This is a genomic window from Rhizobium sp. GR12, assembly GCF_036596185.1.
In the GTDB taxonomy this organism is placed as follows: Bacteria; Pseudomonadota; Alphaproteobacteria; order Rhizobiales; family Rhizobiaceae; genus Agrobacterium; species Agrobacterium nepotum.
Window position 1 is genome coordinate 65,959 of sequence record NZ_JASXTH010000003.1, and the last position, 24,909, is coordinate 90,867.

Consider the following 24,909-nt stretch of genomic DNA (forward strand, 5'->3'; position numbering starts at 1 on the left):
AAGACGCCGGCCGCAGAGACGGCCGGCGCAAAAGGATCGAATGATCAGGCGTTCCAGTTGGATGTACGAAAATCCATTGCGAATGCAGGTGCAGCCTTCCACTTCAGCGAAGACTTCATGCCAGTGAAGACGGCGTTCTGGTGCAGAACCTGATAGGCCGGGTCTTCGCGTTCGCATATTTCCAGCATGCGGGTGATTGCCTTCTTGCGCAGATTGCGGTCAGTGGATGTTTCCATGACGACGGAGAGCGTGTTCATCTCTTCGTTAGTCCAGTCCTTTTTCTGCTGGGCTTCGCCATTGGGACCGAACTGCGCGACCAAAGGCGTGATCGGATCGTTGATCGAGTTGCCAGCAGACCAGTCGCGAACGCCTTTGACGCCTTCAGGATCGTGGATCTGAGCCCAGTTTTCCTTCATCTGAATCTCAACGTTGAGGCCAACCTGCTTCCACATCTCGACCATGATCTGCGCATTGGCAGTCTGGTTGGTGTAGTAGTTGTTGAGCAGTCGATAAGGGATAGGATCACCCTTGTAACCCGCTTCCTTGAGCAGTTTCTGAGCTAGCTCAGGATTGTATTCGGGTGCCGCCCAGCCATCAACGAACATGTTGGTGCTCTTGAAGGACTCAAATTGCAGCCCTGCAGGGACGACGGTCTGGCCAGCCCAAAGCGCGTCAACGATAGCCTGCCGATCAATCGAGTGCGTCATTGCGCGGCGAACGAGCGCGTTGTTCAGGATCGGATTCTGGGTGTTGAAAGTGGAAATGCGGTGGTTCCAGATGGTTGAATTCTGGACTTCGAGACCCGGTACGGCTTGGACGGCAGAGATCTGGTCAGGCGGAAGATCGCATGCGAAATCATATTCGCCTGACAGCAAACCATTGACGCGGGAGGCAACTTCTGGAACTTCGACGAAACGGATCTGCTGCAATGGCGGACGGCCACCCCAATATTCGTCAAAGGCAACGAGCGTCAGCGAAACGTCTGGCTTGTAGTCACCGACCATGTACGGGCCGGTCGTCACTGGCTTTCGAGCCCAGTCAATATAGGTTCTGGCCTCTTCCCAGGAGCGACGGCTGGTTATCTGGCTACCGAAGGAATAGAGACGACCTTCAAGCGTTACATCCGGCGTCGCATTGTGGAAACGAACTGTATATTTATCAACGACTTCAACACCCGCCAGAGCTGGCCAGAGGCGACGTGCGACGCCCGGAACGATCGCTGGCAGTTCCTTGCCCGTCGCAGGCTTGTTGTCATCCTCGAAAATAGTCTTGCCGCCCTTCGGCTCCGTATTGCCGAAAATGCGTTCCTTGGAGAATGAAAACGCGACGTCTTCGGCGGTTAGCTCGTCGCCATTGTGGAACTTGACACCTTGGCGCAGTTTCAGCTCAAGTGTCTTATCGTCGATGCGCTTCCACTCTGTCGCCAGTCCGGGCACCGGTCCCTGATCGCCCATCCAGTTGCGATTGATCAGACCTTCCCAAAGATTGGGAAAGAAGACGCGCTCACCTACATTCGACTGCTCATTCCAGATGTCCAGCGTGTTGTTGTTGGTGATCTTCTGGACGGCGATCGTCACCGAAGGACGGGCGCCCTGGCTAGACGACATACGCGGCAAGATAATGCTGCCTGCTGCAGCCGACATTAACCCCAGTGCATGGCGGCGGTTGATAGAAAGCATGAATCTCTCCTGTAGAAACAAAGGACGATACGGACGCGCGGACGAATGCGCAGCGCCCCAAGGCCCCACGTGTGGTTCCGTTAAATTTGACAGTCGATCTTTCCGTAGAGCGGCGGCTATCTGAAGTGACTTTACCAGCCTCTCGACTTCGATTACCTCTAGGTTACAAATGTAACGCTGTTGTGACATTTGGGGAGGAGGTGCATATGCCTTATCAGCAGAGCATGGTACGGGCTTCGTGGCTTTACCACGTAGAAGGACTAACGCAGGCCCAGATCGCGGAGCGTATGTTGTTAACCCGGCGCAGGGTCAACGAACTTCTGGCAGCAGCTGTTGATCAGGGGATCGTAAAGATCAGCTTCAACTCTCCACTGACGGAAAATATCGAACTGGAGGCCGAGTTGCGAAATCGCTTCGGCCTGACGGATGTCGTCATTGTTCCAACGCCTTCGGACAAATGCCAGATGGCAACCGTGATCGGCCGCGCTGCTGCGATGTTTCTCGAGCGACTGATCCAGGCCCGCGAACCAACCTCACTGGGTGTTGGCTGGGGTGCAACACTGCGGGAAACCGTGCACCATATGGCCCCGGTAAATGCACCTGAAATCAAGGTTCGCTCGATGATGGGCGGCCTGACACGCGGCTCGGAAATCAATACGTTTGAAATCGTGCGCCGCTTCGCCAAGATCATGAACGCCGAATGTCATTATCTGGCGGCACCGATCTACGCCGACAGCCCTACCTCACGGGACACAATTTTCGCCCAACCGACCTTCGAAAGCTTGTTGGCCGAAGCGACTGCAGTGGATGTGTCTATCCTCAGCGTCGGCGACGTTTCGCCGGAATCATTGCAGGTGAGATATGGTCTGCCGACCGGAACGGACATCGCGGACCTGACCGCCTCGGGAGCGGTTGGTGATCTACTGGGTCGTTATCTGGACGAAGCTGGACGGGAGATTGATCACCCACTCAATCGACAAGTCATCTCACCGTCGATCGAACACTATCGAAAGATTCCGACGCGCATAATAGCGTCCGGAGGCGACCATAAGAATAAAATTTTAAAAAGCTGCATCGTTGCGGGCCTTGCAACAACATTGGTCACGGATGCGGATAATGCCCATTATTTGCTTGATCGTTGACTTGAGTGAATGGCGATGGGACTGAACTGCACAGCGGGTCATCATTCTAAGCAGGTACGCAGCAAATGGGCATCGTATGGTGTTAGTCTAAATGTATGCCGTGAAAGGATTCGAACCATCGGCACTCTTCTTTCTTCCCCATCCAATCGGTCCTGTAAGACGGCTCTATGAAGGTCGACATCATGGGGAGCCAGCGCTGGGCTTTTCTCGTATAAATACGTCCGAAGAGTTCGGCAGCGGATGCTCAACCCGGCTATCTCCCAGCCGTATGGAGCGGCACATCTACTTACGCTTTACCCTGGGCCACAGCTCCAATGAGATTCGACAACACTTCCTCTGCCTCAGAAGCGGAGCAGCTCCCCCGTGTAACAGCGCTTGTCAACGCGTCTCCCGCCGCAACCAATGCCGCGCAGGTCAATGCCAGCGTTTCTAGCCGAAAGTTTGAGTGAGGCCGTAGAACTGCCACGAACATCTCGATCACCGCCTCGACTAACTCTTTGTACACGGAAGCTTTTTCCTCGCTTCCTGCAAGTGCCGCGCCGACGGCATGAAATTCGTCACCCTGGTCGGTTCCGCAGGCCAGATAGGTTTTAGCCAAAGCCAATATAGTCTCTTTCGCCGGTCGATTTTCCTGAGCCATAAGCGTGCGAAACGCGGCAATGCGTTCGGTGTCGATCCAACGATAGAGGTCAATCAAAAGACCCGTTCTAGTCTCGAAATGCTCGTAAGTCACAGGTTTGGAAACGCCCGCACGCGCTGCCAGATGACCTAGCGTCAGCCGATCAGCACCTTCCTCCCGAACGATCAGGCGCGCCGTCTCCAGCAGTTGCTGACGCCGCTCGGGCTTCGAAAGACGACCTGCAGTCCTGTTGTCGACAGCGACTTTTGGCTTTTCCACTTGCTTACCTACTTTTAGTAACCTACCATGTGTAGGTATTAGTAAAACATAGGTGTCGCAATGTTACAAGCTTCCGGAAGTCTGCACGACCCAATATTGATTATCGGCGGAGCCGGTGAGGTCGGACGCTGGGCTACACGCTTCTTGCGTGACCAACATCCTTATGTGCCAATCCTCATTGGCGGTCGGGACGAACAACGCGCGATACGAGCAGCCGCAGCCGTCGATGGCGCGTCTGCGGTAGTAGTGGACCTCACTGCCTCTGACTTAGGGCTAGGCGAGCAACGTGTCTCGGCGGTCGCAACGCTTTTTACCGATGAAACGGGTGCAACTCTCCGCTGGGCCCAGCAAAAGGGCGCCGGGCACATCAACATCTCACCAAGCATCTGCGAACTTGGCCTGGAAACTGCGACATTCATGCAGAAACCTGCCGCCGCGCCCGTTGTCCTCGGTACAGAATGGCTTGTTGGTGCAACAAGCGTACCGTCACTCTTGTTTGCCCAAGAATTTGATCGTCTGGAAAAAATTCACATCGAGGCAGTGCTCGACGAACAGGACGCGTTCGGACCTGCGGCAAATGCAGACCTTGAGCGCCAGATGCAAGCGGGTGCCGCCGCGCTGATGAGAAGGGCTGGCGTTTGGCGGTGGTGCCGTGGCGACGAAACCAGGTCCAAGGTTCGTGCAATCGACGGCACTGAGTTGGACGCGAACGTGTTTTCGCCGAACGACGTCCTGTTGTTGGCAAACGCAACCGGCGCACCTGATATCCGATTCGACCTGGCTATTGGAATGAGCTCCGCCCGCCGGAATGGCGGACCGGTATCGACTGAAATCATTATCCACCTTTCGGGCCTGGATCACGCCGGGCAGCAGCTTCGGAAACGTCACGCGATCGTTCACCCCGGTGGGCAGATGCCGCTAACGGGTTTGGGTGTCGCGCTCGTTCTTGAACGCCTGGCTGGTCTCGCGGGCGATACGCCCCGACCGGGCCTCTACTTCCCGGCCCAGCTCATCGACCACGCCACATACTTTGATCGGCTTCGCGCCTCAGGTGGTGAAGTCATGGAACTGGAGCCGATTCAACACGCGCCGCAAGGCTCAGATCAAGCATAACCTGGAGCAGAAAATGAACCATCCTCATGAAGCCGCCGCGGATCATCCCGTACATCATTCGCAAATTGAGGCAAATGGTGCCTCTTTCCATGTCGTTGAGCAGGGCCGTGGTCCAGTCGTGCTTTTCTTGCACGGCTTTCCGGACACGGTCGAAACGTGGCGTAGCCAGATGCAAGTTGTCGCAGAAAACGGGTACCGCGCGATCGCGCTCGACATGAGGGGTTTTGGCGACAGCTATTCCCCGGACGACCCAGCACTTTACAGCGGAGCTTTAATTGTTGGCGACCTGATTGGCATACTTGATGCATTGCAGGTACCTACCGCAACAATCGTATCCCATGATTGGGGCGCGGACCACGGGCAACGGGCAATGGTCATGCGACCAGATCGTTTCAACGGGATCATAACGCTCGGCATCCCTTTCCTGCCGCGTGGCGAGTTGAGTACATGGGACTTACTACGGAGCCGCGGTCTCGGCGATCTCTATTATGCTTTCGACATGATGAAGCCGGAGACGGAGGACCGGATCCGTGATGCGAGCAAGACTATTCCAAGTGCACTTTATTGGCTCTCGGGCGAGCCCGACGAAGGAACCGGTTGGGACCCCATCGACGCAAAGCGGAATATGTTTCGCCCCGCCCCTGAAGCGCTGCCCGGCTGGGCCGATCCAGCCTATGTGAAGCACAACATCGAAACGTTCCAACGAACAGGATTCCGAGGCGGTCTGAACCAGTACCGTGGCGTACAGGCGACGTTTGAGCATCTCGCTGCCTACAAAGATGTGCTTATCAAGCAGCCATCGCTTTATATCTGGGGCGATGCAGACGGGTTGTGTCGACTGTTCCACCCGGTCCCGCCGACCGTGGAAGAGATGCGCGAGACAGCGCCCGGGCTCGTCGATGTCGTGCGCCTGGAAGGTGTAGGCCACTGGCCTCATCATGAGGCCCGCGAACGCGTGAATACCGAAATCATCAAATTCCTGGACGGCCTGAATGCCGCCGTTTCAGCAACTGTCTAATCGATCAGGGAACATAGGACCATGATACTTTCTCACGCTATTCGTACAGGCGATCTTGCTTCGGTCAAAGAAGCCATCGACGCCGGGGCGAACGTTAATGCTAGAGGCCCCGATGGTCTCACGCCGTTGATGATCGCGTCTGCGCTTGGGCAGGCACAAGCTGTTGCTTTGCTCCTCACTGCCGGGGCGGACGTGCTGGCGGCGGAGCCTCGAATGGGAGCAACGGCAATCCACAAGGCAGCACAGTCCGGCCGCGCCGACGTAATCGGGATCCTCCTCGACCACGGTGCCTTCATCGATCAGCAATCGCCAGTTCTTGGTAACACCGCTTTGATGGACGCCGTGCTCCACAAGCACGAAGCTGTCGTGCGGATTTTGCTGTCTCGGCGCGCTCGGACTACCATACGGAATCATTGGCAACAGACAGCGCTCGAAATCGCCAGGCATGACGGCCTGAAAGCAATCGCAACGCTTATTGAGGAACGAGATCAGGCCGATGAAAAGTACATTGCCAGCTTATCGATCGTATCATCAGTCAAGGCCGGAAATGTTGAGGAGGTGAAGCGGCTGGTTGCAGATGGCGCTGATTTTGAGGTTCGGGTGCCAATAACCGGGACGTTCGATGACGACTATACGCCTCTCGGTCTCGCAGTTCGCGAAGGTCATGCCGAAATAGTGCGTGTATTGCTGGATGCTGGAGCAGATCCTCGCCGTACGATCGGCCTCATGCGCGGTTCGCCACTTCACGATGCTGCCTATTTCGGAAAGGCGGATCACATCGATATTCTGACCTCATCAACAAAGCAGGGGGACACACAGGTTGAGCTTGATGCGCAGGGTCCTTACAATGGTCTGACCGCTTTGCACGATGCTGTGTGGCATGGATACGTGGATGCCGTTGCGTCCCTGGTACGCGCCGGTGCTCGCCGTGATCTGAAAACTCATTCGGGCCTGACACCATTAAGCCTCGCTACTCTCTACGGCTATGACCGGATCGTTAAAATCCTGAGCAGCGACAGTCAGCAGGCTGGATCCCAACCAGAAGTCCTCTGACTTAACTCGTTGATCTTATACGGGCGCTGCTATCGAAGATGAAGACTGATCCGTAGCGCCGTGGTGCTATCTCGGTTTGATGGCGATGCTGCGCATCGCGGTCATATAGCTACCGCAACTTAACAATTTGCGGTAGCATCCAGTAAGGACCCGAGATTGCTCGGGGGGATCAAAAATCTAGCCTGACAACCAGCTAGTCCCTGGCGGTCCACATGGAAAACGTCTCGCGTTCGTCTCCCGCTCTGACCGCCTCCAGGTAACGCGGCTTCCAAACGTCACCAATGAACGCCTCCATCGTCGTGGGCAATTTCGGACGATCCTCATGCTCCCCATCGAACCTTACGATGCCATTGTTCAAAGCGTCGGCACTCTGGGTGTCGTCCTGCCATTTCGCCAGCGTCCCGAACCGCGCCAGAAATTCAGCTTCCACGTCTTTGCGGGTCGTCTCGATATATCGATACTCCACCGGCCTGCCGATCTCCTTGCCAATGATCGCGGCCAGTTCGTTCATCGAGACATCTTCAGAGCCTACTTCGCGATAGACGCGGTGTCTGCCCGTCGGATTGGTCAGTTCCTTCGCTGCCAGCCATGCGATGTCATCGGTCGCCACCCATGGCATCTTCAAATCAGGTTTGCAGAGCCAGGCAATTCGACCGTATTTGGCAACCGGCCCCGTCCACGCCGCCACATTTTCCATGAACCACGCGGCGCGCAGGTGGACCAGATCGATACGGCCGAGTTCGTTGAGCTTTTCGTCCAGACGGTGGAAGGACTCGAAATGACCCGTTGTCCCCTTCACGCCCGAACCCATGGCCGTCAGGCTTACGGCCAGTTTGACGGGGGATTTTTCGAGCGCATCGACGAAGCGCTGGGCAACAGCAGGGTAGTGTCCCTCAATGTTGTTCCAATCGGTCTTCACCATCAGGAACGCGGCATCGGCACCCTGGAAAAATTGGTCAAGGTCCCCCGCTCCTGTGTCAAAGCTTCCCAGAAATGGCTCTGCTCCGAGCGCGACCAGTGCGTCCAATGCTGGGCCACCTCTCGACAACGCTCTGACCTGATGCCCGGCCCTCAGCAGGGTCCGGGTCAGCTTGGCGCCAATTCGTCCCGTTGCGCCGACGACAGAAATTCGCATGACAGTCTCCATTCGATTGTTGATCGCCCGATGGTAGACTATTGCAGTCCGCACGAATTTGGAGATAATGCCAAATGATCTCTAAATCGGGCCAATCCGCGAAACTGCTGCGTTCCTGCTACGACGACGTTGATCTCGACCAGTCGGATCGTCTGGCCTTCGCCGTTCACCTCGACTTCAGTGACTATGAGGCTGAAGTGCCCCAGCACCGGCACAAGGAAGGGCAGCTCATTTTGGCCCTGCACGGGGCCGTCACCTGCAGGACGGAAAATGGCATCTGGATTGTCCCACCAGACTGCGGAGTCTGGATACCAGGCGGCGTGCCGCACAGCAACCAGGTCACGTCCAACGCACGCCTGTCCTATCTGTTCGTTCAACCAGGTGCCGCGACGCTGCCGTGGGAGTGCTGCACTTTGTCTGTGTCGCCGATGCTCCGCGAGATGATCCTCCGACTGGCGGATGTACCGGTCAATTATGCTCCGGACGACCATGTCGGCCGTATGGTGCGGGTCTTGCTGGACGAACTCGCGCAAATGCCGATACAGGGGCTGGACTTACCCGCGTCCAGCCATCCCAAAATCGCCGCGATCACCGCTGCACTGATGGCGGAGCCGAGCGATCGTCGCACGCTCGTGGATTGGGCGGCACACGTCGCCATGAGTGAGCGATCCTTGAAGCGGCTGATGGTCCAGGAAACGGGACTGACCTTCGGCCGATGGCGGCGACAACTGCACCTGGTCATCGCGTTGCGCGAACTGGCCAGCGGCGCGACGGTGCAGAGGGTGTCGAGCGACTTGGGATACGAATCCGCCACCGCCTTTATCGTCATGTTCAAGAAGGCATTGGGAACAACACCGGCCCGCTACTTCGCGAGTTGATTTTCCGAGTAGCCGAATTTAGCAAGACTGGTCGGCCTTTGCGGCACGTGCCGTGACTACAATGGGCCGACTAGCTTGTGCTGATCATTCACTGAACGGACACACCAAATACAACGTATCGCCGCTAACGGCACTTTCCGGAAGTCCGTCGAGTGCATTGGTTTCGACCGCATCGTTCTCATGGGACTATCAGCTATCCGCTCAAAGGCCGCAGACCCGGCTTGAGAAGAAAATGGAGCGCGAGCGTATCATCCTCGCCGACATGCCGGAATTATCTGTCACATTGCTCGAGTTGGCGCGCGAGCACGGGCGGATCACGGTCGCGGAGGCTGCACGGATTACCCATACAAGCCGTCACACCATCAAGGATCATCTCAAGGCACTCGTGGATCAAGGGCACCTCGTCTTGCACGGTGCCGGCGGCGGCGCCTGGTACGGTCTTTCCTGATGAATCTGATGTCAGGCCCATTTGAATAAGTTTTATGCTCTTGATTAGATTCGAACCGTCAACCCTCCAAAGCTGGAGCCCCGTAAATTCAATGACTATGTTTCAACGGTCCAATAATCCTGACAATCCTGCGTTTCTAGAACGTTTATTTACTCGCCAATCAGCGTGGGGCTTTTACGCGGTGATCGTGGACCAATGGAATGACGCTAGAGCCAAATAGCTCGATACTCCGCATGAGTTTCTCATGCTCTAGCGGGCCAGCCGAATATTTCATCTGAAAACGAGAAATCCCGAGCGTCGCAACAGTTTTGGCAATCTTGTCGGCAACAGTCTGCGGCGAGCCGGCGTAAAGCGAACCATGTTCGATCTCGTTCTCGAAATCCTTCTCTGTTACCGGCGGCCACCCGCGCTCCTTCCCGAGCCGATCCCGGATTTTCTTGAAATGAGGAAAGAGGTCGCGGCGGGCCTGTTCATCGGTCTCGGCAACATATCCCGGCGAGTGCACGCCGACATCGCCTGCCGTCTGCCCGGCTTGCTTGGATGCCTTTTTGTAGAGTTCGACATACGGCGCGAAACGGGCGGGATCCCCACCGATGATGGCCAGCATCAGGTTCATGTCGTAACGCACAGCACGGATAACCGATTCCGGGCTGCCGCCGACACCGATCCAGGTCTTGAGCCGTCCTTCGGCGATCGGCGGATATATGTGCTGATCTTCCAGTGGCGCACGCCATTCCCCTCGAAAATTGACGACCTTCTTGGATGCGACTTCCGAAAACAGGTCGAGCTTCTGTTCGAACAGTTCTTCGTAGTTCGAGAGATCGTACCCGAACAGCGGAAAGGACTCGATGAAAGACCCGCGACCAAGGATAACTTCAGCGCGTCCGTTCGAAATCGCATCGATCGTGGAAAACCGCTGGAATACGCGGATGGGGTCGTCCGAACTTAGGACGGTCACTGCCGAACCGAGCCGGACCCGACTGGTGCGCGCTGCGATGGCAGCCAGGACTACTTCAGGAGCGGACACAGCGAAGTCCCTCCGGTGGTGCTCTCCCACTCCGAAGAAATCGATCCCCAGCCGGTCGGCAAGAACCGCCTCCTCGACGACGTTGCGGATCACCTGCGGCTGGGGGAGGAGTTCTCCATCGACGCCGGTGGTCACGTCGCCGAATGTATCGAGGCCGAATTCGAGAGCTTTTGTCATGGTCTGTTTCCGATCGAATGCAATGAAGGGATGTCAGTGCCCATCAGGCAGCAAAGACGATGAAGAATGGGCCTGTGGGGGGCCGGCACCGAGCTTTTCGTCCATGGCCACTGGCCGTCGATCTCGGCTTCCAGAGAGAAGCTCAGGAAAGTTCTGATTAGAACGATGAGCCCCAGAAGACCCACGCTTTCCAAGGTCAGCGGCGAGATGATCGTGGCGATAATGTCCGCACCGATCAGGATCTCGAGGCCCAGCAGTATTCCGCGACCAAGATTGGCGCGGTAACGCTCATATGCTTCCCGGCCACCGACGGAGAAGAGATCGCGCCCATAGAGGATCGTCGCGATAAAGACACCCACCAGGATCACGCCGACACCGAAGAACTCAAGGCCGATCGCAAGCGGCTTGAGGACTGGAGCGATCAGACTTGAAAGACCGTCGGCTTCGTGGCTGATGTCCATCTGAATTTCCTTTCATAGCAACGGTTCAGTGTTCATGCTTTTCACAGTCAAGACTCGGCGGTCGCACTGCTTGCGAACAAAGCGATGAGCGCGAGGATTGCCGGCAGGCTGAACGCGACCACCGGAGCAAGCATGAAGCCTGCAGCACCGGCCCCGCAGCCGACGGCAAACGTGATCACGGCGGCGCCCATCTTCTTCACCCGTGCCCTCGCGGCGGCGATCTCATCGGATTTCGGGCTAGCCAGAATGTCAGCCAGATCGAGCATGATCTGCGTCGTCGTTCCAGTCATCAGTGTTGATGGTGGCGCCTTCGCGAGGTGAGCCTTGTGCAGGCCGTTCTGGATCGCCATCGCGGAAACCATGGCCAGAGCAACCACGAGTGTGATCGTGCTGTTATCACCATTGAAAGGACCATAGATAAACGCCATTGCTGCGACTGCGGTCAGTAGCATCAACTTGACGACCAACATCGGGCGGATTGGCGAGCGATTGCGACCTTGCAGCATCAGGCAGGCGAGCCGGGACAGGAACACGATCGCACAGAACATCGGCAGCGCCAGAAGCTTGGACCATGCTCCATCCAGTCCGTGTGCCATCGTCGCGCCCAGGGTGACGAAGTTACCTGTGACATGCGCGGTGAACAGACCCGAGAGCGACAGAAACCCCAAGGTATCAACATAACCGCCGTTGAAGCTGAGGAGCGTTGGAAGTGAAGGATGTTTCACAGTGGTGACTCGATTCAATGAGTGTTGGTGCTGCGGCGATCGTCTGTCTCGCGGCGTGAGCTGATTCTGCAACGGAAACGGCCCGCTCACAATTGCATCAATTGTTCGGAGTTCGTTGCGCTGGATGACATAATGGCAGGGGCAGCCGAGGCCGCCCCATCCTTTGCGCTTGCTCAAGCCACCCTTGGCCGATTGATCGTCAGGAAGTGACGAACGACGGGTTTGTCCGGGCCAACATGGTAGGTCAGAACCTTTCCCTGCAGGTCGGCATCGGCGTTGGAAACCCGCTTGTGCTGGCGAAGGTGCTCAGCCCAGGATTCCACCATGAACCACTCGACGATCTTTTCCGGATCTGCGGAGTCTTCGGTCACACCCCACCCATAGGCGCCATCGCGGCGGCGTTCGTGAGACAGGTGGTCGAGAGCACGCAGGAAGGCAGAACGATGCTCTTTCTCGACCTTGTACTCGATAAGTATCAGGACAGGACCACGGTCATGAGCAACAGGCTCGGCGACCAGCGGTTCCGGCCAGTGGTTGGACGGCACCATGTCGACGTCACCAGCAGGAAGCTTTACGCGGTGCATGATGAAGCCCGCAACGAGCAAGCCAGCTGCCCCGATAAGCAATGTCGTCTGAATTCCAACGGCTTCGCCCACAGCACCCCAGCCGAGGCTGCCCGCCGTCATGGCTCCGTTGAATACGGTCAGATAGACAGCAAGGCCACGCCCACGCACCCAGTTGGGCAGAACAGCCTGGGCTGCCCCGTTCAGGGTCGTCAGGGCGGTGATCCAAGCACCACCGAGGAACAGAAGAGCGATAATCGCGACGATCTTCGGCGGGGCGAGCGAAAGGACACCCATGACGACTGCGGTGATCAACGCTGCGCCAAGAAGCAGACCATCCGAGCTCAGGCGTTCACGCAGCTTCGGCATGACCAATGCTCCACCGATCGCACCGGCACCGACCGCACCAAGCAGAATACCGTAGAAGCTGGCATCACCACCCAGCAGTTGTCGGGCAACCAGCGGAAGAAGAGCCCATACTGCACTGGCAAAGGCGAAGAAGATCGCTGCCCGCAGAAGAACGACATGCAACGGCCGGCTGGACCTTGTGTAGCGAAGCCCGGCTCTGAATGCGCCGAAGAAGTTTTCCTGCAGCGCATCGTTGGCGTTCTTGGCCCGCGGCCACCAAACCAGCGCAGCGATCACGAAGACATAACTTGCGACGTCCGCGCCATAGGTAATGCCTGCACCGAAGGCTGCGAGAAGCAGACCGCCGGCAGCAGGGCCAATAGAACGAGCAATATTTATGCCGAGCGAATTGAGCGCCACTGCGCTTTTCACGTCCTCACGCTTTACCAGTTCCGGCACGATCGCCTGCCAGGTCGGCCCCATCAGCGCAGCGCCAATACCGCCGAGGAAGGTAAGGCCGATCAGTGCGCTGACAGAGAGCATTCCCGTCTGGGACAGAACCATCAGCGAGATACTCACGGAGGCCAGCAGGAGCTGGACCGCAATCAGGAACTTGCGGCGATCCAGAATGTCGGTGAGAACGCCCGCAGGGATCGCAAGCAGGAAGATCGGCAATGTTCCGGCCGCCTGAACCATGGCGACTGCAGCAGGCGATGCCGAGAGGTCCGTCATCAGCCATGAGCTTGCGACATCGCGCATGAAGCTTCCGGTATTGCCGAGAACCGTTGCAATCCACAGGACCGCGAAGACGGGCTGTGCGAGAGGAGCAAAAGTGCCCCCGGATGTTTTCGCGGCGCTCATTTGCCCGCTCCCTTTGCAAGGTCGGCCGCTGCTACGAAGACGAATGCGCCGGCCAGACCGATGTGTTCGAAGAACGCGTTGGTTGCCATCATGCGGTCCATGCCGGGCGCCATTTCCCAGAAACGGAGAGCGATGAGCGTTGCGAGAAGCGTAAAGCCTGCAAGTGCGAGTGCGCCTGCCCAGCGCAGGAAGCCCGAGACCACCATCGCGGAGGCCGTAAGCTCGAACACGATGACGACGACGGCAAAGAGAGCGGCAGGGTGCAGACCGAAATGATTCATCTCGGCAAGCGCGCCATTGAAATCGAAAATCTTGGTGAGCGGACCCTGGATGTAGGCAGCGCAGAGAGCAAGCAGCGATACAGTTCTCGTAATGGGAGAGCCGACGAAACGTGCAAGTCCGCTCAAGGCCGAATTCGATATAGGGGATTGGTAGGTCATATCCTGCTCCTTTTTGGTCGCTGACGTGACCGAGCGGCCGCGTTTGATGGAGCGATATTGGCTGGTGATCGCTCCGCCAACAATTGCAGCAATAGTTTCGATTTAATTGCCAATATTGCAATTATAAGATCGATCGCTTGGGCGAACAGCCGCCGCCCAAGCGAAGACAGCATCAGACTGCCCAGCAAGAGCAGCCAAGAGCGCCGAAGAAACCCTTGAGGTCGGCGATGGGCAGTTTGGATGTCCAGGCTCCTGCATGGTCATGACCATGTACGCCGCAATCACTCGCGCAGCCACAGGTCGAGATTGCCGTGCGCCGTAGAGAACGCGCGCCAGCACCTTCCGGCTCGCCCCATGCGGCATACCCGCCGAACTTGCGCACTGGGGACCAGTCGGGCATCGCCGGGGGCACGTCGTTCTCGTCAAGCGCTTTGAAGTCCCCCGCTCCATAGACAATCTTGCCGCCGACCATGGTCAGCTCCGATACCAGGAAAGAGATTTCGTCCTCGGCGCAGGAGAAGAAGTCCTTATCGGGAACGACAAGGTCAGCGAACTGGCCTTTCTCGATGCGGCCCTTCTTGCCTTCTTCATTCGAAAACCACGTGACTTTTTCAGTCCACATCCGCAGAGCCGTCTCGCGATCGAGGCAGTTGGCACGGGGATAGAGCTGCATACCACCAACCGTCTTGCCGGTCACCATCCAGGACAGCGACACCCAGGGATTATAGGAGGCGACGCGGGTCGCATCCGTGCCGGCGGAAACGTTGACGCCCTTGTCGAGCATCTTGCGGATCGGGGGGGTGGCTTCGGCAACGCCTTGGCCATATCGCTCGACGAAATATTCGCCCTGATAGGCCATGCGATGCTGGGTCGCGATGCCGCCACCAAGGGCTGCGATGCGGTCGATCGAGCGATCGGAGATGGTTTCGGCATGGTCGAAGAACCAGTTCAAACCTTCAAGTGGAATGTCCTTGTTGACCTTCTCGAATACATCAAGGGAACGGGAGATTGTCTCGTCATACGTGGCGTGAAGGCGCCATGGCCACCGGTTTTCGGCCAGCACACGCACCACTTCTTCGAGTTCGCCTTCCATTTCCTGCGCCATTTCCGGACGTGGCTGGCGAAAGTCCTCAAAGTCCGCTGCGGAGAAGACCAGCATTTCGCCGGCACCGTTATGACGGAAATAGTCGTTGCCCTGTTTGTATTTGACCGAAGACGTCCAGTTGAGAAAGTCCTGCTTTTCTTCCTTGGGCTTCTGAGTGAAGAGATTATAGGCCAGACGCACGGTCATCTGGTTCTCGTCAGAGAGTTTTTGAATAACCTCGTAGTCATCAGGGTAGTTCTGGAAGCCACCGCCTGCATCGATCACACCCGTCACGCCAAGACGATTGAGCTCGCGCATGAAATGGCGGGTGGAGTTGACCTGGTAATCGAGAGGTAGTTTGGGCCCCTTGGCAAGGGTGGAATAGAGAATGCCGGCATTAGGCTTGGCCAGCAACAGGCCAGTCGGATTGCCGTTGGCATCACGGGTGATCTCGCCACCGGGTGGATTGGGCGTATCGCGGGTGTAACCGACGGCGCGGAGTGCAGCGCCGTTCAAGAGCGCGCGGTCATAGAGGTGCAGCAGAAATACTGGGGTATCTGGCGCGACCGCGTTGATCTCCTCAATCGTCGGCAGACGCTTCTCCGCAAACTGGTGTTCGGTGAAGCCGCCGACAACACGCACCCATTGCGGGGCTGGTGTTATCGCCACCTGGCGCTTGAGCATGTCCATTGCATCTGCCAGCGAGCGCACGCCGTCCCAGCGCAATTCCATATTGTAGTTTAGCCCACCACGCACGACGTGCGTATGGTTATCGATCAGGCCGGGCAGGACGCGCTTGCCCTTGAGATCGACGATCCTGGTGTTGGAACCAGCAAGGGACATGACCTCGCTGTCTGAGCCGACTTCAAGAAACAGTCCATCCTTGATGGCGACCGCGGTCGCGTTTGGATTGGTGCGGTCAAGGGTCGTGAAGCGACCGTTATGGAGGATCAGGTCTGGGTGCATGGTGTCTATTCCGGTCTGGTTGGGATCGGCGGCATTGGCCTTTGAGAAGAGGTTCGAAAACGCCAGGCTCGAGGCCGCTCCAAGGAAGGTTCGGCGCGTCGTCATCAGCTCCGCTCCTCCAAATTGGTTTGCGAGCGATGGGCAATCTCCGGAGAATTTCCGCCCTTCGGCATGTGACCGAACATGTGCGGCTTCACCTGATGGAGCCAGGAAACAGCTGCCGGCTCCTTGCTCCAGAGCGATTTGGCGAGCGGGATGATCTGCTCACCGACGAGAATGCCGAGCAGGCCGACAAGCGCGATAACGGGCGGAGCAGGCGAACGCACGTTGAGCAGGCTGTAGACGATGCCGACCAGCAGACCCGCGCCAAGAGACAGAAGATAGATTTTCATGAGAGTCATCCTCGTTAAAACGGACAACCGCTCCGATGCGTCACCGGAGCGGTTGATCTGGCTTACTTCGCGGGGTTCGGACCGATGCGCTTGCCATGGCTGACGCGTTCGGCACCGCCGTGGACGTGGGTGACTGCGTAATCGATGCCCATGCCGTAAGCGCCGGAATGCTCCTTCACCAGCGTGGTGACCGCATCGTAGGTTTCCTTGCGAGCCCAGTCGCGCTGCCATTCGAGCAACACCTGCTGCCAGGTGACGGGTATGACGCCAGCCTGCACCATGCGGTCCATTGCATATTTGTGCGCATCGGAAGAGGTGCCGCCGGAAGCATCGGCGACCATGTAGATTTCGTACTCCGGAACGTCATGCAAAGCAGAGAGTGCAAAGGTCGTGTTGCAGACTTCGGTCCACAGACCGGAGACGACAATCTTCTTCCGGCCGTTGGCAGCATTCTTTGCCAGCGCATCGCGTACGTTTTGATCATCCCAGGAGTTCATCGAGGTGCGTTCGAGGATGTCATTCTGCGGATAGACGGCCAAAAGTTCGGGGAAGGTGTTGCCGGAGAAGCTCTCGGTCTCAACCGTGGTAATCGTGGTTGGCACGTTGAAAATCCTGGCAGCCTTGGCCAAGCCAACAACGTTGTTCTTCAGGGTCTGGCGGTCGATCGACTGAACGCCGAATGCCATCTGCGGCTGCTGATCGATGAAAATGAGCTGGCTGTTGGCGGGGGTCAGAACTTCAAGCTTGGACATGTCAATTCCTCTTCGGTTGTTTTGGACCGCGAATGCGGCTGGTTATGAATGAGCAGGACCTTTCGGACGGATGCCGTGCCCTGGGACACGGCTTCCAGACCGTTGGGAGGTTGAAACCGATGCTTTCGTTCGCTTGCTGCCTCGGCTGCTGAAAGGAAAGGTAGCGCGACTTGCGACTCCGCAGAATTGCAATATTAATTGCGAATGAATTGCTATTATCGCAATAATAACTTCTCGGTCCGGCTGAGCTGTGGGCTTCGCACGGGGCTGCGATACGCGACCACTCGTCCGAAAATTTCTGAAGGAAATTCCATTCGGAGAACCGGTCTTAAAAAAGTCCGCAGCGACCCTGATTTCGCTCTTCGGCGGAAGCGATCTGCGCGGCACCGCCCGTGAACGGCAGTCGAGCGGTGTGAGCCGCGAAATGTCTGACAGTCGGCCGTGGAGTATTGAGATGACAAGATGGTTGGAACTGCGGCATTGGCGGCCAATACCGTGATCACATCGCCTTCTACTTGATCTAAACAACCGTTGTTTCCAATTGCAGGTGGTTCGTGCGATCCAGAAGCCGAGCCTGTCACAGCCCGTTCCCGTGCGGGACAGAGCCACCGGCTCACATCAGCCGTGGGAAATATCTTCAAAGGAGAAATTGGAGAAGCCCGTCGTTGTGGAGTAACTATCCATGGATATGGATAAAGCTATCAGGACGGGGCGGTGCCCTCATCGTAGGCAGAAAAGACGCCCGCAACCCAGTCTGCAAATACCCGATACTTAACGCTCGGAAACCGGCCCGCTGGTCTGACTATGTGAACAGGATATCGTGGTGGCGCCCAATCCTTCAGGATGGGGACCAGTGCACCGCGAGCGATATGGGCGCGCGCCAGGAATTCAAATGTCTGTCCAATACCCAGCCCTGCTAATATTCCATGCAAATGCGCAGTCGCATCACTGGTGGATAGCTTGATGGGGCTATAGATTTCTATTTTCTCGTCACCATTCATCAATCGCACTGGTGCGGCCTTCAGGCTGCGTGCGAAAAAGTACTGAACGAAAACATGATCACGCTGCAGATCCGATGGCGAAGCTGGCACGCCGTATTTTTCGAGGTACGCCGGGGTGGCGCAGGTGACTATCTCGACGCTGCATAGTTTCTTCGCAACAAGAGATGCGCTGGGCAGATCTCCGGCACGAATGACGCAATCTATTCCCTCTTCAACGATGTCGGCCTGACGCTCTGTCACACCAAGGTGCAACTCGATCTCTGGATAGAGCGCGTAAAACTCCGGCAACCGAGGGATCAGAATCGTATTGGCGAAGGTCCCTCCTACGTCAACACGAAGTTTTCCCCTGGTGGCAAGGCGCCCGCGGGTCGCCTCGTTGTTCATTTCATCGAAATCGGCGATCAGGCGGAGGGCGCGCTCGTAGTAAGCAACGCCCTCGGGTGTCACCGTGAGTGAACGTGTCGTTCGTTCCAGCAATTTGAGGCTCAAGCTTGCCTCAAGATCCTGGACAAGCTTGCTCACGGTGGACCGTGGCGCACCCATCGTGCCTGCAGCCTTTGCAAAGGATCCGGCCTCGACGACGCGAACAAAGGCTCTGATTGCTCCCAATTGATCCATTGGCATTTCTCCATAGAAGTTTATGCACGCGAATGTCTTGGGGTCAGCTACCGATCAGTTGCCACCGACACCATTGAGCGGGGGGGTTGTTAGGCAGTCAGCGGCTCGAGATTTGCCTGGATCTGGTCCCGGAATGCTTCATACCGGCTCGGCAGCTTAAGCGCCTCGCCCAGATGTGCCGTGTCCTCGTCCCGGTCAAACCCCGGCTCGTTCGTGGCAATCTCGAACAACACGCCGCCTGGTGTGCGGAAGTAGATTGCCCAGAAATAATCGCGGTCAATGACGGGCGTAACCTGATAACCGGTGTCCATCAGTGCCTTGCGAACTTCGAGTTGCTTTTCGCGGTTTTCGACGGCAAAGGCGATATGGTGGACCGAACCGGCACCCTGCCGGGCAAACGACGTTTTCGGCAGTGCTGCGACATCAATCGTATCGGCGCCGTTTCCATTGGGAATGATAAAGCGGGTCACGTCACCTTCTTTCTCGGCGCGTTGATACCCCATGAAACCCAGAAGCTCTTCTGTCGCGGCAGTATCGTGCAAGCTGAACCGGGCGCCGGCAAAACCGCGGATAGCTGCATCGCCCGGAATGTCGTCCGCCAGCCATGCCGCGCGGTTGTCATCGGCAGATTCAATCAGCGCCAGACTGTCACCGTCCGGACCCATGAATTGAAGTCTGTTGGCGCCAAAGACGGTGTCAGTTTTCAAGCCATCGACACCGTGCGCGGTAAACCGATCCTGCCAGAACTTCAATGCCCCCTTTGGCACGGAGAACTGCGTTTCCCCGACCTCACCAACACCGGGACGACCCAGCATCATGCTTGGGAACGGGAAGTAGGTCATGACGGTGCCTGCGGAGCCGTTCTCGTCACCATAATAAAGGTGGTAGACGTTCGGGTCATCGAAGTTAACGGTCTGCTTGACGCGACGCAGGCCCAGTGTGTCGGTGAAGAAGCGATTGTTCTGACGCGCATCCGAAGCCATTGAGGTTACGTGATGCAGTCCGTTGATATCCTTGATCATGTCCTTGCCTTTCAATGTCGCCGTTAGTGTTTGGCTGTTGACGAATATCTAGGCCGATTGATCACGCCAGAGAATTGCAATATTCATTTCGACTGCGTTGCTCTTTTTGAAACAATCCCAATGAACGATTACAAAGCTCTGCGAACCTTCCTTCTTGCGGCCGAAAAGCGAAATTTCGCCCAGGTTGCCCGCGAACTCGACATGACGCCGGCTGCAGTCACAAGGGCTATTGCGGCACTTGAAGCCGAACTCGGCGTTCAGCTGTTTGTCCGTACGACCCGGCAAGTGTCGTTGACAACAGACGGTGCGATCTTCGCCGCCCAGATTCAACCGGCCGTGAAGACGCTTGAAGAAGCGCGCCGCGACGTGATGAACGCTCACAAGGCCGACGAAGGGCGTCTCAGGATCAGTGCGCCGACGTGGTTTGGCAAGGCGGTGCTACCACCGATCCTCTCCGGCTTCAAAGAGCGGTACCCGAAGATGGGCTTCGAGATATCACTGTCCGACGGACTGGTGAATATCGTTGATGATGACTACGATCTGGCGATCCGCATCTCGTCTCAGCCATCGGACAAGTTCACGATATGGAGGAAAATCCGCGTCGTGCCGCGCATTCTGGTTGCGGCACCGGGAAGTCGGTTTGTCGAGATGCAGCATCCGAACGAGTTGACGCCAGACGATTGCCTCGCCTATAGCGGCGAAAGCCGGCGAGAGAACTGGGTGCTCTCGGACGGCGGTTCGAGCATGACGATATCGGCAGGGCGCGCCTTCAGCGCCAATAGTGGCGAGGTGCTTGCCGATATGGCCGCCGACGGCTCAGGCGTCGCCATGCTGCCGAACTTCCATATCTCGGAGCATTTGCGGTCCGGTCGGCTCGTGCATGTGTTCAGAGGATGGGCGCCGCCCGATTTGTGGCTGACATTATATTACCCGCCCTACCAAGCGCTCCCTCCACGCATCGCCTCCTTTTCGAAATTCTTCGAAGAACAGGTAGCGGCGCAGATGGTGATGCTTGATTGACGTCACGCATTCCCGCCAGTGCGGTCATTGCATTGCGGTGATCTCGGCGGCGACAAGCGATGCAGGTTCCAGAGGTTCTGGTCGCGGATGCCTTCGGCTTGAAGATCGACGATCGTATTGTGCACATATTGGGAGAAGGATCCGCCCTCCCCGCAGGCGTTGGCGATCAGCATTGCTGCCTTCTGCGACGGCAAAGGCATCGTCAGTCCAGCGGGCTTCGTGCTTGCCCAGAACGTCAGAGCTTTCCGCACGCCGCGGGGTGTCTTGACCTGTACCCACCGGATCGTGTCAATGACTTCCATATTTGATCTCGCGTTTGACGAGCGCCCGAAGATCATCACGACGACGCGCGGGTGCCAGTTGCAAGACGACACCGTCGCAGCGTCCACCACGGCTTAAGAGCTTCAAAGCTCCTTAATCAACTGCTCTGCAATACGAACGCTGAGTGCCGCACCCGTCAGGGTCGGGTTCATGCATGATGCGGAAGGCATCACGCTGGTGCCCGCGATGAACATGTTCGGATGGTCATGCGTGCGGCAATCGTGGTCGACGACCGAATCGGTCGGGTCGTCGCCCATGCGCGTCGTGCCCATGACATGCTGGCGGTTCTGCCATTTGACGTCGGTCGACAGGACTTCGGCATCCAGCAGTTCGGCGATCTTGTTGAGATCCTGCAGGCCACGATCGCGGCCGGCATTCCAGTAATCGGTAACGCTGTAATAGAGGACCGGAACAGGGATGCCGAGCGCATCGAACTTGGTCTTCGACGGTGTGACCCGGTTTTCGGCCAGTGGCAGCGGTTCGAAATCGATCGCCCAGTTGAGCGAACGGGCCGAATATTTGCGAATCTGTTCATCCAGCTTGGAGCCAAGAATGCCCTTTTTGATAAACCCCTCGGTCATCTGCGCGGTCGGCACGGTGTTGCGCACCTTAATCTTGTAGCTCGGGTAATCCTTGCGGAATTCGCCGTCGCGCTGGTTGAGATAAACCAGCAATTCCGTCGGGCCTTCGCCCGGCCACATGTCCTCCTTGGTCAGCATGTTCATGCTGATACCGGTATGGTCCATGAGGTTGCGGCCGACCTGATCGGACGAGTTGGCAATGCCGTTCGGATATTTTTCCGAAGTCGAGATCAGAAGTAGCTTCGCGGATTCGATGCCATATGCGGCCAGCACGAAATATTTTGCGGTCAAGCGGTGTTCGGAATTATCAGGCTTCTTATACCAGATCGCCGTGATCTTACCGTCGTCGCCTGCTTCGATCTTGTAGACGGGCGAATTGTCGAGCAGCCTGGCGCCGTGACGCTCGGCCTCATCGATATGCATCGAACCGTCATATTTGGCTCCGATCGGACAGACCGGATTGCAGTTGTTGTTGCCGGCGCAGACCGGGCGGTTGCCATAGGGACGCGAGGCACGGCCATGCGGTTCCAGCACGGGATTGAAGCCGCCGACCGCCAGCTTTTCCGCCAGCGTATCGAACATGTAACTGGTGTTCAGCTGCTTCATCGGGAAAGGCATGGAACGCGGCGGCATTGGGCCACCGCCCTGTCCGCTTTCGTCCTGCCCATCCGTGCCGGTCACGCCGAGTTCGAGTTCAGCCTTGTTGTAATACTGCTCGAGATCGTCGTAACCGATCGGCCAGTCACGGCCGCGGCCGTAAAGCGTCTGGATTTTGAAATCGTTCGGGATCATCCGCCATAGCGCCGAACCGAAATGCCAAGTCGTCCCGCCGACGACGCGCAGATAGGAGGTGTTGTACTTCACCGGTCCTTCATATTGAAGGTAGTCGCCATAAGTCGACGGCGCATGGGGTAGGCTCGGGAACGGAGATCCGGCGCCTTGCAGTTTGGCGTTGGCCAGTGAGAGTTTTACAGGCGCATTGCGGTAGGTCTCGACGATCTCGCGGCGATTGACGCGCGGACCAGCTTCGAGAACGATGACCTTCTTGCCGGCCTTGGCGAGATTGGCGGCGACGATGCCGCCCATGACGCCGGAGCCGATGACGATCAAGTCCGCATCATAGGATGTGTTAGCCATTGTCTTTGTTCCTGTCAGATCTTGCTACCGGGCTTCGGTCCCCAGGCATTCGGGCCAGGACCGTAGGACGGGACGGTAAGGAGGCCCTTGGTGGGGCGGTACATCAGCGAGTCGGCATAAGTGATCAGTTCCGCATCCTCCGGCTCGCCGACGACACCGAGATACCAAGCTGATACGACCTGGGTGGCGGTCTTCATCAGCGCCGGATCTGTGCCGGTCAGAGCCAGAAAACCGTCCATGTTCGGCACGCCAGATTGCTTGATGAGGTGCGAAAGAGCGGCAAGGCTGGCATCAAGATCAGAGTCGCGTTTCTTCAGCGCCACGAAAAAACGGGCACCAAGAACGGGGTCGAGCTTATAGCCGGTCAGAAATTCCGACAGCTGGGTGAAAGAAGCAGCACCGTCGTCAGCCCCAGCGGCCGATGTCAGACCGAGCAGATTGGTCGCGATTGCCAGACCGCCGAAGGCGGCTGTGCCGCGTAGCAGACTACGACGCGAGAGATGACGGCCGAGCACGGCCGGGGAAGAAGGATCGAAAGGCATCAGGATCTCCGGGGGAGCGTTTAATGCGGAAGGGAAAGCGATACGAGCAGGCTCAGCCGAGCACCGCTCGCGAGCGACGACGCGAGAGCAGCCACAGGACCAGGGCCGGCACAATGACGGCAACGGCGATCAAGGCTGGAGCGGCAAGAGGCGCGAGCTTGACGATCAACGGCTTCTCACCGCCATCACGGATGCGCACCACGTCGGCCTCTGTCACCTTGACGGCCGGGTTGCCGTAATTCGCCAGCACATAATTGCTGACATCGGCGATATCCTTGTCCGATAGACGATCCGTGTAGGATGCGTCAGGACCAAAGGCAGGCATGAAGGCGACATGATCGCCAACGGTGCGATGCAGGCCGTAAAGAATGGTCGAGACGAGATTGTCCGGGCGATCTTCTCCGGTCGCTGTATTGTGGAACAGTGACGGATAATGTTGGTTGCCCTGCCCTTCCGCCTGATGGCAGGCAGCACAGCTGCCGCTGAACACATGGAAGCCGTTTTCATCCATCGTCTGGCCGGGTAGCCCGCGCAGCGCCGCCTCTATCTCGACCGAAGGCTTGCCCAGAACGGCGCGCGATGGCGTGTCACCAGATGCAATCGCCGGCACGTCTCTAAGATAGGTGACGATCGCTTTGAGGTCGCCGTCGGAAAGGTACTGCAGGCTGTTTTCGATCGCTTCCGCCATCGGGCCAGCGGCTTCGGCCTTGCCTGCGACATTGCCTGTCTTCAGATACTGGACCAGCTCTTCGTCGGACCAGCCGCCGATGCCAGCGACCTTGTCGGAGGTGATGTTCGGTGCATACCACGATCCGACAGAACCACCGGCGAGCGGTTGGCTGGCATCTTCGGCCATGAAGGCGTTACGCGGCGTGTGGCAAGTCGAGCAGTGTTCAAGCGCATCCGAGAGATAGGCGCCACGGTTCCATTCCGCTGATTTCTCTGCGTTTGGCTGAAATCGGATCTTGTCGAGAAACAGAAGGTTCCAGACGGCCATGGAGGTCCGCATGGAGAACGGGAAAGGCAGCTCAGTCTTCTGCGGCTTGTGGTCGTCCGGTTTCACCTCGTTCATGAAGTAAGCATAAAGCGCCTTCATGTCGTCATCGGTGATCTTGGCGTAAGCTGTGTAGGGCATCGCCGGATAGAGGTGGCTGCCATCCTTAGCAACACCTTCGCGGACGGCCCGGGCGAAATCCTCTTCGCTGTAATTGCCTATGCCGTACTCCTTCGACGGCGTGATGTTCGTCGAGAAAATCTTGCCGAGCGGAGTGTCGATACCGTAGCCGCCGGCGAAAGGCGTGCCACCATGCGGCGCGGTGTGGCAGGCGGCACAGTCGGCTGCCGTCGCAAGATAACGACCGCGTGACACCAGGTCCGAATAATCGTCCGCAAAGCTAGCGCCGGCCATAGCGACCAGCACGGTCAGACAGAGTAAAGCAGGTCGTAAGGTGGGAGGAAGCTCAGGCATAGGCAACGCGCTTTCATCAAGCATGAACGATATCTGCCA

Annotated in this window: 24 protein-coding genes; 7 read left to right on the forward strand and 17 right to left on the reverse strand. The window is 57.4% G+C overall.

The window, feature by feature from the left end; all coding sequences use genetic code 11:
• Positions 1-44: 44 nt before the first annotated feature.
• Entirely contained in the window at positions 45-1,679 is a 1,635-nt protein-coding gene (locus QSK43_RS06160; protein ID WP_332302692.1) for an ABC transporter substrate-binding protein, read from the reverse strand.
• Between the two features lie 206 nt (positions 1,680-1,885).
• Between QSK43_RS06160 and QSK43_RS06165 the strand changes: the two genes are divergently transcribed.
• A complete protein-coding gene (locus QSK43_RS06165; RefSeq protein ID WP_332302693.1) occupies positions 1,886-2,821 on the forward strand; it encodes a sugar-binding transcriptional regulator in 936 nt (311 codons plus the stop codon).
• Positions 2,822-3,107: 286 nt separating this feature from the next.
• Here the strand turns inward: QSK43_RS06165 and QSK43_RS06170 are convergent, their stop codons facing one another.
• On the reverse strand, positions 3,108-3,719 hold the full coding sequence (locus tag QSK43_RS06170; RefSeq protein ID WP_332302694.1) for a TetR/AcrR family transcriptional regulator: 612 nt from the start codon (positions 3,717-3,719) through the stop codon (positions 3,108-3,110).
• A 60-nt stretch (positions 3,720-3,779) separates the two neighbouring features.
• On the opposite strand from QSK43_RS06170, the gene QSK43_RS06175 reads away from it, so the two are divergent.
• From QSK43_RS06175 to QSK43_RS06185, 3 genes are read left to right on the forward strand one after another with little or no spacing between them, the layout of a single operon-like run.
• On the forward strand, positions 3,780-4,832 hold the full coding sequence (locus QSK43_RS06175; RefSeq protein WP_332302695.1) for an NAD(P)-dependent oxidoreductase: 1,053 nt from the start codon (positions 3,780-3,782) through the stop codon (positions 4,830-4,832).
• A 13-nt stretch (positions 4,833-4,845) separates the two neighbouring features.
• Positions 4,846-5,850: an alpha/beta fold hydrolase gene (locus QSK43_RS06180; RefSeq protein ID WP_332302696.1), complete on the forward strand. Its 1,005-nt coding sequence runs from the start codon at positions 4,846-4,848 to the stop codon at positions 5,848-5,850.
• 21 nt (positions 5,851-5,871) lie between these two features.
• A complete protein-coding gene (locus tag QSK43_RS06185; protein ID WP_332302697.1) occupies positions 5,872-6,903 on the forward strand; it encodes an ankyrin repeat domain-containing protein in 1,032 nt (343 codons plus the stop codon).
• Positions 6,904-7,096: 193 nt separating this feature from the next.
• Here the strand turns inward: QSK43_RS06185 and QSK43_RS06190 are convergent, their stop codons facing one another.
• Positions 7,097-8,038 carry an NmrA family NAD(P)-binding protein gene (locus tag QSK43_RS06190; protein WP_332302698.1) on the reverse strand — a complete coding sequence of 314 codons (942 nt, stop codon included), beginning with the start codon at positions 8,036-8,038 and terminating at the stop codon, positions 7,097-7,099.
• A gap of 74 nt (positions 8,039-8,112) precedes the next feature.
• Between QSK43_RS06190 and QSK43_RS06195 the strand changes: the two genes are divergently transcribed.
• Positions 8,113-8,916 (forward strand): AraC family transcriptional regulator, encoded by an 804-nt coding sequence (locus tag QSK43_RS06195; protein ID WP_332302699.1) that lies wholly within the window; start codon positions 8,113-8,115, stop codon positions 8,914-8,916.
• Positions 8,917-9,148: 232 nt separating this feature from the next.
• Complete coding sequence (locus QSK43_RS06200; RefSeq protein ID WP_332302700.1) at positions 9,149-9,364, forward strand: DUF977 family protein; 216 nt, start codon at positions 9,149-9,151, stop codon at positions 9,362-9,364.
• A 160-nt stretch (positions 9,365-9,524) separates the two neighbouring features.
• Here QSK43_RS06200 and QSK43_RS06205 read toward each other — a convergent pair whose 3' ends face one another.
• The 10 genes from QSK43_RS06205 to QSK43_RS06250 form a co-directional block, all read right to left on the reverse strand.
• Entirely contained in the window at positions 9,525-10,568 is a 1,044-nt protein-coding gene (locus QSK43_RS06205; protein WP_332302701.1) for an LLM class flavin-dependent oxidoreductase, read from the reverse strand.
• The gene (locus QSK43_RS06210; RefSeq protein ID WP_332302702.1) at positions 10,565-11,029 is read right to left on the reverse strand and encodes a DUF1622 domain-containing protein; all 465 of its coding nucleotides are present in this window, start codon (positions 11,027-11,029) and stop codon (positions 10,565-10,567) included. The genes QSK43_RS06205 and QSK43_RS06210 overlap by 4 nt, the downstream gene beginning before the upstream one ends.
• 47 nt (positions 11,030-11,076) lie before the next feature.
• Positions 11,077-11,754 (reverse strand): YoaK family protein, encoded by a 678-nt coding sequence (locus QSK43_RS06215; protein ID WP_332302971.1) that lies wholly within the window; start codon positions 11,752-11,754, stop codon positions 11,077-11,079.
• Between the two features lie 173 nt (positions 11,755-11,927).
• Positions 11,928-13,526 carry an MFS transporter gene (locus QSK43_RS06220; protein WP_332302703.1) on the reverse strand — a complete coding sequence of 533 codons (1,599 nt, stop codon included), beginning with the start codon at positions 13,524-13,526 and terminating at the stop codon, positions 11,928-11,930.
• A complete protein-coding gene (locus QSK43_RS06225; RefSeq protein ID WP_332302704.1) occupies positions 13,523-13,966 on the reverse strand; it encodes a DoxX family protein in 444 nt (147 codons plus the stop codon). Before QSK43_RS06225 ends, QSK43_RS06220 begins: the two co-directional genes overlap by 4 nt.
• A gap of 172 nt (positions 13,967-14,138) precedes the next feature.
• Entirely contained in the window at positions 14,139-16,121 is a 1,983-nt protein-coding gene (locus QSK43_RS06230) for an amidohydrolase (protein WP_332302705.1), read from the reverse strand.
• Positions 16,121-16,408 carry a XapX domain-containing protein gene (locus tag QSK43_RS06235; RefSeq protein ID WP_332302706.1) on the reverse strand — a complete coding sequence of 96 codons (288 nt, stop codon included), beginning with the start codon at positions 16,406-16,408 and terminating at the stop codon, positions 16,121-16,123. The genes QSK43_RS06230 and QSK43_RS06235 overlap by 1 nt, the downstream gene beginning before the upstream one ends.
• 62 nt (positions 16,409-16,470) lie before the next feature.
• Complete coding sequence (locus QSK43_RS06240) at positions 16,471-17,160, reverse strand: hydrolase (protein WP_222007191.1); 690 nt, start codon at positions 17,158-17,160, stop codon at positions 16,471-16,473.
• Positions 17,161-17,861: 701 nt separating this feature from the next.
• The gene (locus QSK43_RS06245) at positions 17,862-18,779 is read right to left on the reverse strand and encodes a LysR family transcriptional regulator (protein WP_332302707.1); all 918 of its coding nucleotides are present in this window, start codon (positions 18,777-18,779) and stop codon (positions 17,862-17,864) included.
• An 89-nt stretch (positions 18,780-18,868) separates the two neighbouring features.
• A complete protein-coding gene (locus QSK43_RS06250) occupies positions 18,869-19,801 on the reverse strand; it encodes a VOC family protein (RefSeq protein ID WP_332302708.1) in 933 nt (310 codons plus the stop codon).
• 120 nt (positions 19,802-19,921) lie between these two features.
• Between QSK43_RS06250 and QSK43_RS06255 the strand changes: the two genes are divergently transcribed.
• A complete protein-coding gene (locus tag QSK43_RS06255; RefSeq protein ID WP_332302972.1) occupies positions 19,922-20,821 on the forward strand; it encodes a LysR family transcriptional regulator in 900 nt (299 codons plus the stop codon).
• Between the two features lie 2 nt (positions 20,822-20,823).
• Here the strand turns inward: QSK43_RS06255 and QSK43_RS06260 are convergent, their stop codons facing one another.
• The 4 genes from QSK43_RS06260 to QSK43_RS06275 all read right to left on the reverse strand — a co-directional run bounded on the left by QSK43_RS06260 (position 20,824) and on the right by QSK43_RS06275 (position 24,894).
• Positions 20,824-21,123 carry a hypothetical protein gene (locus QSK43_RS06260; RefSeq protein WP_332302709.1) on the reverse strand — a complete coding sequence of 100 codons (300 nt, stop codon included), beginning with the start codon at positions 21,121-21,123 and terminating at the stop codon, positions 20,824-20,826.
• Between the two features lie 102 nt (positions 21,124-21,225).
• A complete protein-coding gene (locus tag QSK43_RS06265) occupies positions 21,226-22,860 on the reverse strand; it encodes a GMC family oxidoreductase (protein WP_332302710.1) in 1,635 nt (544 codons plus the stop codon).
• Positions 22,861-22,874: 14 nt separating this feature from the next.
• The gene (locus tag QSK43_RS06270) at positions 22,875-23,402 is read right to left on the reverse strand and encodes a sugar dehydrogenase complex small subunit (protein WP_332302711.1); all 528 of its coding nucleotides are present in this window, start codon (positions 23,400-23,402) and stop codon (positions 22,875-22,877) included.
• A gap of 52 nt (positions 23,403-23,454) precedes the next feature.
• Positions 23,455-24,894, reverse strand: coding sequence for a c-type cytochrome (locus QSK43_RS06275; RefSeq protein WP_332302712.1), 1,440 nt, complete (start codon positions 24,892-24,894; stop codon positions 23,455-23,457).
• Positions 24,895-24,909 lie beyond the last annotated feature (15 nt).